Here is a 9,805-nt window from a genome sequence, read left to right as displayed (position 1 = left end):
TTCAGGCGCAGCACACTAGTGATGGAAGCCGGACCGCTGGGCGGCGGCCGGTTCCGGCGGGGGCGCGGCCGTGAGGTGGTCCACGGCCCGGCGCAGGTCGTCGATGAGCAGGGCGATCTGATCGCGGGTCACGCCGTGCCGGACGAGGACGCGCTGGATGACGGTGTCGTCCCGGTCGGCCGGCAGCGGGTACGAGGGCACCTGCCAGCCGCGCATGCGCAGCCGGTCGGAGAGGTCGTAGAGGGTGAAGCCCGCCGCGGCCGGGTCGGTGAGCGCGTAGGACACCGCGGGGAGGGCGCCCCGGCCGTCGTAGAGAAGGGTGAAGGGGCCCATCGCGGCGATTTCGCCGGCCAGGTACTGCGCGGTGTCGGCACAGGCCTGCTGGACGCGGCGGTAGCCGCTCCGGCCCAGCCGGAGGAACAGGTAGTACTGGGCGATGACCTCGCCGCCGGGGCGGGAGAAGTTGAGGGCGAAGGTCGGCATGTCGCCGCCCAGGTAGTCCACGTCGAAGACGAGTTCGGCGGGCAGCAGGTCGGCGGTGCGCCAGACGATCCAGCCGACACCCAGGGGCGCGAGCCCGTACTTGTGGCCCGAGGTGTTGACGGAGGCCACGCGCGGCAGCCGGAAGTCCCAGACCACGCCGGGATGGAGGAAGGGGGCGACGAACCCGCCGCTGGCCGCGTCGACGTGGATCGGGACGTCCCAGCCCCGCTCGGCCTGGATCCGGTCGAGTGCGGCGGCGATGTCGGCGACGGGCTCGTAGTCGCACGTGTAGGTCACGCCGAGGATGGCGACGACGCCGATGGTGTTCTCGTCGACGTACGGGGCGAGCTGATGGGCAAGCAGGCCGGTGGCGCCCGGTTCCAGGGGGACTTGGCGCAGCTCGACGTCGAAGTAGCGGGCGAACTTCTCCCAGCAGATCTGGACGGGGCCGCACACCAGGTTGGGGCGGTCGGCGGGGAGGCCCGCGGCCTGGCGGCGGGCTCGCCAGCGCCACTTGAGGGCGAGCCCGCCGAGCATCGCGGCCTCGCTGGAGCCGGTGGTGGAGCAGCCGGTGGCGGCGGTGCCGGCGGGGGCGTTCCACAGATCGGCCAGGATGTTGACGCAGCGGGCCTCGATCTCGGCGGTCTGCGGGTACTCGTCCTTGTCGATCATGTTCTTGTCGAGGCAGGCGTTCATCAGGCGGTGGACGCCGTCGTCCGACCAGGTGGTGCAGAAGGTGGCGAGGTTCTGCGCGGCGTTCCCGTCCAACAGGAGTTCGTTGCGGAGGAGTTCGTAGACGACCTCGGTGGGCGAGTGGCCTTCCGGCATCCGGTACTTGGGGAGGATCTGGCCGCTCAGGGCGGACGCGAACACGTCCGTCGCGGCGTCCAGGCCGGGTGCGTCCTTCGTCTCATGAAGAGCCATATCGGGACTATAGGTGACGAGTCGTCCGATTCACCGCGGAAACTTCCGGCCGACTCTGCGGTGTGACCCCCTCCATAGCGACCCAGCGCATCCGAAGAAATTACTGCCGAGTAGGCTTACATCCGGAGATCTTCCCGTTCGGGCCACTGGAGACGGTCCGCGCGGGAAGATAATCCAACTAGTTCTACGGGCAACTTATCCGCACATGTCCGGATACCGGCCAGGACTCTCCCCTGCCCTGATACCTCTTCGGGCCATGAACAAGATCACCCGCCGACAGGCTTTGGGGACCACTGCCGGTGCTCTCACCGTCCTTGGCCTCACCGCTGCCGCCACAAGCGCAAGCGCCGCCTCGGCCTCCGCCGCGACCACACCCTCCGCCGCGGGCACCGTCGACGAGGTCTACCAGGGCCGCCGTATCCAGATCACCCCGGGCGGAGGCGGCCACCACGGCGGCCACCACTCCCCCGGCCTGCCCACCGTGCGAATAGACGGCCGCGAGCTCCACGTGATGCGCAACGCCGACGGCAGCTGGATCAGCGTCGTCAACCACTACGAGACGTACCCCGACCCCGCCTCGCTCGCCCGCGCCGCCGTGCGCGAGCTCCAGGGCGCCACCCTCGCGCCGTTCGCACCGATGGGAGGCGCGGCATGACCGTCCGCAAGAACCAGGCCGCGCTCACGCCCGAGGAGAAGCGCGCCTTCACCGCGGCCCTGCTGGAGCTCAAGCGCAACGGCAGCTACGACCGCTTCGTGACCACCCACAACGGGTTCATCATGGGCGACACCGACTCCGGCGACCGGGTCGGCCACCGCTCCCCCTCCTTCCTGCCCTGGCACCGGCGCTTCCTGCTGGAGTTCGAGGCGGCGCTGCAGAAAGTGGATCCCGCGGTATCGCTCCCGTACTGGGACTGGACGACCGACCGCACCGCCCGCTCCTCGCTCTGGGCCGCCGACTTCCTCGGCGGGACCGGGCGGGCCCGCGACGGGCAGGTGCTCGAGGGGCCGTTCTCGTACGCGGCGGGCAAGTGGAACATAAACGTACGGGTGGACGGGCGCGCCTACCTGCGCCGGGCGCTCGGCACGGGCGTCGCCGAGCTGCCGACCAAGGCCGAGGTGGACGCCGTCCTCTCCATGCCGGTGTACGACATGGCCCCCTGGAACAGCGCCTCGAACGGCTTCCGCAACCACCTGGAGGGCTGGCGCGGCGCCAACCTGCACAACCGGGTGCACGTGTGGGTCGGCGGCCAGATGGCCACCGGGGTCTCCCCCAACGACCCGGTGTTCTGGATGCACCACGCCTTCGTGGACAAACTGTGGGCCGAGTGGCAGGCCCGGAACCCGAAGTCCACGTACCTGCCGGCGGCGGGCACCCCGAACGTGGTGGACCTGGGCGACACCATGCGGCCGTGGAACGACGTGACGCCGGCCGACATGCTGGACCACCGCAAGTTCTACACCTTCGACACCGAGCCGCCGGCGGCCAGCCAGCGGTAGTGCAGTTCGGGGCGGCCGACCTGGCCGTACCGGGGGGTGCGGTCCGCGCGGCCGGTGTCCACCAGGTGCTCCAGGTAACGGCGGGCGGTGATCCGGGAGGTCCCGGCCGCCTCGGCCGCCGCCGCGGCGGTCAGCCCCTCGGGCGCCGCCCTCAGCAGGGCGGCGACCCGGTCCAGGGTCGGCGCGCTCAGCCCCTTGGGGAGGGCGGCAGGGCGGGGTGCGCGCAGGGCGGCCATGGCCCGGTCCACGTCGTCCTGGCCGGCCGCCTCGCCCGCCGCCGCGCGGAACTCCGCGTACCGCAGGAGCCGTTCGCGCAAGGTGGGGAAGGCGAAGGGTTTCAGTACGTACTGGACCACGCCGAGCGAGACGCTCTCGCGGACCACGGCCAGGTCCCGCGCCGAGGTCACCACGATCACGTCGACGGGGTGCCCGGCGGCCCGTAGCCCGCGCGCGAAGCGCAGGCCGTGTCCGTCGGGCAGGGTCAGGTCGAGCAGCAGCAGGTCGACACGGGTCCGATCCAGGGTCCGGGTGGCCTCGGCGAGGGAGTGCACGGTCCCGACCGCGGTGAACCCGGGCACCCGGCCGACGTAGAGCGCGTGCGCGTCGGCGGCGACGGGATCGTCCTCGACGATCAGCACCCGCACCTCGGGCGCGCTCACGCCGTTCCCCCCGGCGCCGAGTCGCCTGCGGCGGGCGCACCAGGAACGGCCCCGGCCTCGATCTGCCCTCCGGCAGCGGGCCGAGCCCCAGCAGAGTCGTGCATGGTACCGGCGGACCGGCCGGCACCCTGGGGGCTCTCCTGACCCGACGCGGGGACCGGAACCCCCGCGCGATCGTCCACAGTTCCGGCAGACCGGTCGGCGCCCCCTGGGCTCTCCTGACCCGACGCGGGGACCGGAACCCCCGCGCGATCGTCCACAGTTCCGGCAGACCGGCCGGCGCCGTGCGGGGCGGGGACCGGCTCCGGGCCCGGCGTTCCCGGTCCTGACCCCGGCACGGGAACCGGCACGGGAACCGGCACGGGAACCGGCACGGGAACCGGCACGGGAACCGGCAGGCGCACCGTGAACTCCGCTCCGCCGGCCGGCCCGGGGGCGGCGACCACGGTGCCGCCGTAACGGTGCGCCACCTGGCGGACCAAAGCCAGGCCCAGGCCGCGGCCCTCGCCCTTGCCGGACCACCCGCGGCGGAACACGTCCACGCCCTCGGGCAGGCCGGGGCCGTTGTCGGCGACCCGCAGCAGCAGTTCGCCCCCGCCCTCCTCCGGCCGCAGGGTCACCGCGATCCGCGCCCCCGGGACGGCGGTGACCGCGTCGACCGCGTTGTCGATGAGGTTGCCGAGCACGGTGACCAGGTCGCGGGCCGGCGGCAGCCCTCCGCCGTCGGCGAGCCGGCGGCTGTCGGGAGTGACGACCAGCTCCACGCCCCGCTCGTGCGCCTGGGCGGCCTTGCCGAGCAGCAGGGCCACCAGCACCGGCTCCCCGACGGCCGTGATGACCTCGTCGGTGAGGGCCTGCGCCAGTTCCAGTTCGGCGGTGGCGAACTCCACGGCCTCGTCCGCGCGGCCGAGTTCGATGAGCGAGACCACCGTGTGGAGCCGGTTCGCCGCCTCGTGGGCCTGGGAGCGCAGAGCCTGGGTGAAGCCCCGTTCGTGGTCCAGCTCTCCGGTGAGCGCCTGCAGTTCGGTGTGGTCGCGCAGGGTGACCACGGTGCCCCGGCGGCCGCCGCCCGCGACGGGCGAGCTGTTGACGACGAGCACCCGGTCCGCCGTCAGGTGCACCTCGTCCACCCGGGGCCGGTCGGCGAGCAGGGCCCCGGTGAGCGGCGCGGGCAGCCCCAGGTCGGCCACTCCGGTGCCCGTCATCCCGTCGCGCAGGCCCAGCAGGTCGCGCCCGGCGTCGTTGACGAGGGTGATCCTGCGCTGTCCGTCGAGCATCAGCAGCCCCTCGCGCACCCCGTGCAGGGCCGCCTGGTGGTAGTCGTACATCCGGCTGAGCTCGGCCGCGTTCATCCCGTGGGTGTGGCGGCGCAGCCGGGCGTTGACGATGTACGTGCCCGCACCGCCGAGGGCCAGCGCACCGGCCGCGACCCAGGCGAGGGCGGCGAGCTGTTCGGCGAGGCGCGCGCTGATCGCGCGGACGGTGATGCCGGCGCTGACCATGCCGACGACCCGGCCGCCGTCCGTCAGCGGGGTGACCACGCGGATCGAGGGGCCGAGGGTGCCGGTGTAGGTCTCGCTGAAGGTCTCGCCGCGCAGGGCGGGGGCGGTGTTGCCCATGAAGGGCTCGCCGATCCGGCGCGGGTCCGGGTGCGTCCAGCGCCGCCCGGCCGGGTCCATGATCGTCACGAAGTCCACCCCCGAGTCGACCCGCACCCGCTCCGCGTACGGCTGGAGCCGGACCGTCGGGTCGCTCCCGCGCCCGTCCTCCCGTACGGCCTCCTGGACCGACGGGGAGTCGGCGACGGCACGGGCCACCGCCCCGGCCTGGCGCCGGGCGGCCTCCTCGGCCTGGCCGCGCGCGGTGGCGTACGCGAAGACGGCGCATCCGGCGACGACCACGGCGACCAGCAGCACCTGCATGGCGAAGAGCTGGCCGGCGAGGCTGCGCGGTGGCCGGGGCAAACGGAACATGGCGCTCAGTGTGCACCCGGCCGTGAACTCAATGAACGCAAGGGTGACCGGGGTCACAGCGCCGGGCGATGGTCCTCCCGGGACGTATTCACCACAGGAGGCATCGTGGCCGCCAGGCGCGACAGAACGCACTATCTCTACATCGCGGTGATCGCCGCGGTGCTCCTCGGCATCGCCGTCGGCTTCGCCGCACCCGGCGTGGCCGTGGAGCTCAAGCCGCTGGGCACCGGCTTCGTCAACCTCATCAAGATGATGATCTCACCGGTGATCTTCTGCACGATCGTGCTGGGCATCGGCTCGGTCCGCAAGGCCGCCAAGGTGGGGGCGGTGGGCGGACTCGCCCTCGGCTACTTCATGGTGATGTCCACGGTGGCCCTCGCCATCGGCCTGCTGGTCGGGAACCTGCTGGAACCGGGCAGCGGGCTGCACCTGACCGAGGCCGCGCGGCACGCGGGCGAGGCGCAGGCCAAGGCGGGCGGGGCCGAGAGCACGCCGGAGTTCCTGCTGGGGATCATCCCGACCACCCTCGTCTCCGCCTTCACGGGCGGCGAGGTGCTCCAGACCCTGCTGGTGGCGCTGCTGAGCGGGTTCGCCCTCCAGGCCATGGGCACGGCGGGCGAGCCGCTGCTGCGCGGGATCGGGCACGTGCAGAAGCTGGTCTTCCGGGTGCTGGCGATGATCATGTGGGCAGCGCCGGTCGGCGCCTTCGGGGCGATCGCGGCGGTGGTCGGGGCGACCGGCATCGACGCGCTGAAGTCCCTCGCCGTCATCATGATCGGCTTCTACACGACCTGCCTGCTCTTCGTGTTCGTGGTCCTGGGCACGCTCCTGCGGGTGTGTACGGGGGTCAGCGTCTTCGCCCTGCTGCGCTACCTGGGCCGGGAGTTCCTGCTGATCCTGTCCACCTCGTCCTCGGAGTCCGCGCTGCCGCGGCTGATCGCGAAGATGGAACACCTGGGGGTGTCGCGGCCGGTCACCGGGATCACGGTGCCGACCGGGTACTCCTTCAACCTGGACGGGACCGCGATCTATCTGACGATGTCCTCGCTCTTCGTCGCCGAGGCGATGGGCAAGCCGCTGGCGCTGGGCGAGCAGATCTCGCTGCTGCTGTTCATGATCATCGCCTCGAAGGGCGCGGCCGGCGTGACCGGAGCGGGGCTCGCCACGCTCGCCGGCGGACTCCAGTCCCACCGGCCGGAACTGGTGGACGGGGTCGGTCTGATCGTGGGCATCGACCGGTTCATGAGCGAGGCGCGGGCGCTGACGAACTTCGCGGGCAACGCCGTCGCCACGGTGCTCATCGGGACGTGGACGAAGGAGTTCGACCGCGAGCGGGCCACCGAAGTCCTGGCCGGACGGCTGCCCTTCGACGAGACCACGCTGATCGACGACGGGCACGGCGCGCCGGAGGCCGCCGCCGTGCCGGTCCAGTCGGCCGGCGACAAGGACGGCGTACCGGTCTGACCGGGACGCCCGTACGGACCGGCCGGGCAGGGTTCGCCCCCACGGTGCCCAGCCCGGCCGGTCCCGACTCGTCCCGAGAGGGACGGTTTTCGGCCACGCACGCGAGAATGTGCCTGCGGTAAAAGGTACTTCCATATCGGGGCACGCGTCTGACATCTTGCGTCCACCACTCGTTTCGTACGGCCCGGTAGGTGCCACCCGCACCACCGGGTCATCGGAGGACGCATTGATACCCCACATATCCAGCCGACCTCGCCGCACCCTCGTGCTGGCCGCCACACTCGGCGCCGCGCTGGCCTTCGGGGCTCCCGCCGCACTCGCCGGCACCGCCCCGGTCTCTCCTTCCGGTTCCCCCGCCTCCGCGCCCGCCGCGGCGGCGCCCAAGGCCGCGGCCCCGACTTCCCAGAGTGCGACCTGGGTTGCCGGCACCCGCTCCTACCTCGTGATCACGGCCCCCGGTGACAGCACGGCGGTCCGCAACGCCGTCGCCGCCAACGGCGGTACGGTCTTCGCCAACTACGACGCGATCGGCGTGATCGTCGCCCACTCGGCCTCCGGCACCTTCGCCGCCACCATGCGCGGCGTCAGCGGGGTCCAGCAGGTCGGCGCCACCCGCACCTCGGACGTCCCGGCGGACGCCTACAACCCGGCGCTGCCCGCCAACCCGGCGCAGGCCACCACGCCCACGGGCGAGCCGGTCCGCGCCGACATGACGCAGATCAAGGCCGACCAGGCCTGGGCCGTCACCACCGGCTCCGCCTCCGTCAAGGTCGGCATCCTGGACACCGGTGTCGACGACCAGCACCAGGACCTGGCCCCGAACTTCAACGCGGCGGACTCCGCCTCCTGCGCCTACGGCAAGGCCGACACCCGTGCGGGCGCCTGGCGGGACGTGGACACCCACGGCACGCACGTGGCCGGTACGGTCGCGGCCGCCAAGAACGGCAAGGGCGTCATCGGTGTGGCCCCGGGCGTGAAGATCTCCTCGGTGCGCATCGCCGAGCCGAACTCGACGCTGTTCTACGCCGAGAACACCGTCTGCGGGTTCGTGTGGGCCGGTGACCACGGCTTCAAGGTCACCAACAACAGCTACTACACGGACCCGTGGCAGTTCAACTGCCCGGACAACGCCGACCAGGCCGCGATCATCGAGGGCGTCAAGCGCGCCCAGGAGTACGCCGAGGGCAAGGGTTCACTCCAGGTCGCCGCGGCGGGCAACGAGAATTACGACCTCGCCCACAAGACGACCGACTCGGCGAGCCCGAACGACTCGACCCCGGTCACCCGCACGATCACCAATGCGTGCATGGACATCCCGACCGAGCTCCCGGGCGTGGTCACGGTCGCGGCGAACGGCACCGGCGTCACCAAGGCCTCGTTCTCCAACTTCGGCCAGGGCGTCATCGACGTCGCGGCCCCGGGCAGCAACGTCTACTCCACCGCGCCGGGCGGCGGTTACAGCACCAAGAGCGGTACGTCGATGGCCACCCCGCACGTCGTGGGCGTGGCGGCGCTGATCGCCAGCGCCAACCCGGGCATCACGCCGGCGCAGATCCGCGACAAGCTGGCCACCCAGGCCAATGACATCGCCTGCCCGTCGGACAGCCGCTGCACCGGCACCACGGCCAACAACGGGTTCTTCGGCGAGGGCCAGGTCGACGCCCTCAAGGCGGTCGGCAGCACCCCGCCGCCCGGCAAGTACTTCGAGAACCTCGGGGACTTCGCCATCGGCGACAACACCACCGTGGAAAGCCCGATCACCGTCAGCGGTGTGACCGGCAATGCCCCGGCCACCCTCAAGGTGGGCGTGAACATCGTGCACACCTACATCGGTGACCTGAAGGTGGACCTCGTGGCCCCCGACGGCACGGTGTACACGGTGCACAACCGGGCCGGCGGCAGCGCCGACAACATCAACACGGTGTACACCGTGAACGCCTCCGCCGAGGTGGCCAACGGCACCTGGAAGCTCCGGGTGAACGACAACGCCGGCGGCGACACCGGCAAGATCGACTCCTGGAACCTCACCTTCTAGGTCCTGGGAGCGGAGCACATCCGCGAGCCGGTCTGCCGGGTGGCCATCGGGGAGCAGGCAACTGCGCCCCGATGGCCAACGCGCGGTCCTACCTGGTGCGCAGCACGCAGTCCCCGCAGAACCCGCCCCCGGGCACCCGGTAGTAGAGGCAGCAGCTGCGCCGCACGAAGGCCACCCCGAGCCCCTCCTCGTGGAGGAAGGTGCCGGTGCCCGCCAGGGCTCCGCCGTCGGCCAGCAGGGCGGCAGCCAACTCCACGGCCGGGCCGGCCGGGACCCGGTCGATGAGCACCCGCAGGGCCCCGACCAGGCCAGAGGCCGCATTGCCCCGCAGGACCTTGGGCGAGACCCCGAACCGCTCCCGCAGACCCGCGTCGAGCACGGCCAGGTTCGCGAGGACGGTTTCCCCGAGTGCCCCGGCCGGCAGGTCCGCCGGCTCGGGAAGCCACAGTTCCAGCGATCCCGCGGCGGGCAGCCGCCACCACACCCGGTCGGGGGCCAGATCCGGCACCCGCCCGGCGAGGGCGGCGCAGCCCAGCCCGAGCGACCAGAGCCGGGAGGCGATCCCGAGCTGCGCGGTCGAGGCGGCCACCCGGCCGGGGCCGCTCCCGATCCGCCGCCCCACCTCGGCGACGTACGGCCCGAGGTGCTCCCCGTACAGCACGGAGAGCGGCCGGAAGCCGGGCCCGGGCGGCTCCTTCCCGTACGGCACGGTGAAGAAGGGCCCTACGGAGGCCAGTTGCCGCAGTACGCCGTCCACGTCAGGCACCGCG

General features: G+C 72.3%; 8 protein-coding genes. 4 read left to right on the top strand and 4 right to left on the bottom strand.

Translation table 11 applies throughout. From position 1 onward, the window contains the following. Positions 1–15: 15 nt before the first annotated feature. The gene (locus tag J7E94_RS26635; RefSeq protein WP_215019348.1) at positions 16–1,407 is read right to left on the bottom strand and encodes a glutamate decarboxylase; all 1,392 of its coding nucleotides are present in this window, start codon (positions 1,405–1,407) and stop codon (positions 16–18) included. 256 nt (positions 1,408–1,663) lie between these two features. Between J7E94_RS26635 and J7E94_RS26630 the strand changes: the two genes are divergently transcribed. Next, positions 1,664–2,062 (top strand): tyrosinase cofactor, encoded by a 399-nt coding sequence (locus J7E94_RS26630; RefSeq protein WP_215019347.1) that lies wholly within the window; start codon positions 1,664–1,666, stop codon positions 2,060–2,062. Beyond that, entirely contained in the window at positions 2,059–2,904 is an 846-nt protein-coding gene (locus J7E94_RS26625; protein WP_215019346.1) for a tyrosinase family protein, read from the top strand. The genes J7E94_RS26630 and J7E94_RS26625 overlap by 4 nt, the downstream gene beginning before the upstream one ends. On the opposite strand, the gene J7E94_RS26620 is transcribed toward J7E94_RS26625, so the two are convergent. Both J7E94_RS26620 and J7E94_RS26615 read right to left on the bottom strand, forming a co-directional pair. Then, complete coding sequence (locus J7E94_RS26620) at positions 2,862–3,563, bottom strand: response regulator (RefSeq protein WP_215019345.1); 702 nt, start codon at positions 3,561–3,563, stop codon at positions 2,862–2,864. The two genes, J7E94_RS26625 and J7E94_RS26620, sit on opposite strands and share 43 nt — an antisense overlap. Continuing rightward, the gene (locus J7E94_RS26615; protein ID WP_215019344.1) at positions 3,560–5,485 is read right to left on the bottom strand and encodes a sensor histidine kinase; all 1,926 of its coding nucleotides are present in this window, start codon (positions 5,483–5,485) and stop codon (positions 3,560–3,562) included. Before J7E94_RS26615 ends, J7E94_RS26620 begins: the two co-directional genes overlap by 4 nt. A 153-nt stretch (positions 5,486–5,638) precedes the next feature. On the opposite strand from J7E94_RS26615, the gene J7E94_RS26610 reads away from it, so the two are divergent. Continuing rightward, on the top strand, positions 5,639–7,000 hold the full coding sequence (locus tag J7E94_RS26610; protein WP_215019351.1) for a cation:dicarboxylate symporter family transporter: 1,362 nt from the start codon (positions 5,639–5,641) through the stop codon (positions 6,998–7,000). 265 nt (positions 7,001–7,265) lie between these two features. Then, the gene (locus J7E94_RS26605; protein ID WP_215019350.1) at positions 7,266–9,035 is read left to right on the top strand and encodes a S8 family serine peptidase; all 1,770 of its coding nucleotides are present in this window, start codon (positions 7,266–7,268) and stop codon (positions 9,033–9,035) included. Positions 9,036–9,123: 88 nt separating this feature from the next. Here the strand turns inward: J7E94_RS26605 and J7E94_RS26600 are convergent, their stop codons facing one another. After that, positions 9,124–9,792, bottom strand: a complete 669-nt coding sequence (locus J7E94_RS26600) for a (2Fe-2S)-binding protein (protein ID WP_308345466.1) — start codon at positions 9,790–9,792, stop codon at positions 9,124–9,126. Between the last annotated feature and the right edge of the window lie 13 nt (positions 9,793–9,805).

Origin of the sequence: Streptomyces sp. ISL-94, assembly GCF_018614075.1 — a bacterium.
GTDB lineage: Bacteria > Actinomycetota > Actinomycetes > Streptomycetales > Streptomycetaceae > Streptomyces.
The sequence above is the reverse complement of the archived record's forward strand: the minus strand, read 5'-3'. Positions and strand labels throughout refer to the sequence as shown.

Excerpts from the sequence above, each read along its gene's own strand:
- J7E94_RS26635 (WP_215019348.1), bottom strand. The coding sequence starts at position 1,407 with ATGGCTCTTCATGAGACGAAGGACGCACCCGGCCTGGACGCCGCGACG.
- J7E94_RS26630 (WP_215019347.1), top strand. The coding sequence starts at position 1,664 with ATGAACAAGATCACCCGCCGACAGGCTTTGGGGACCACTGCCGGTGCT.
- J7E94_RS26625 (WP_215019346.1), top strand. The coding sequence starts at position 2,059 with ATGACCGTCCGCAAGAACCAGGCCGCGCTCACGCCCGAGGAGAAGCGC.
- J7E94_RS26615 (WP_215019344.1), bottom strand. The coding sequence starts at position 5,485 with ATGCAGGTGCTGCTGGTCGCCGTGGTCGTCGCCGGATGCGCCGTCTTC.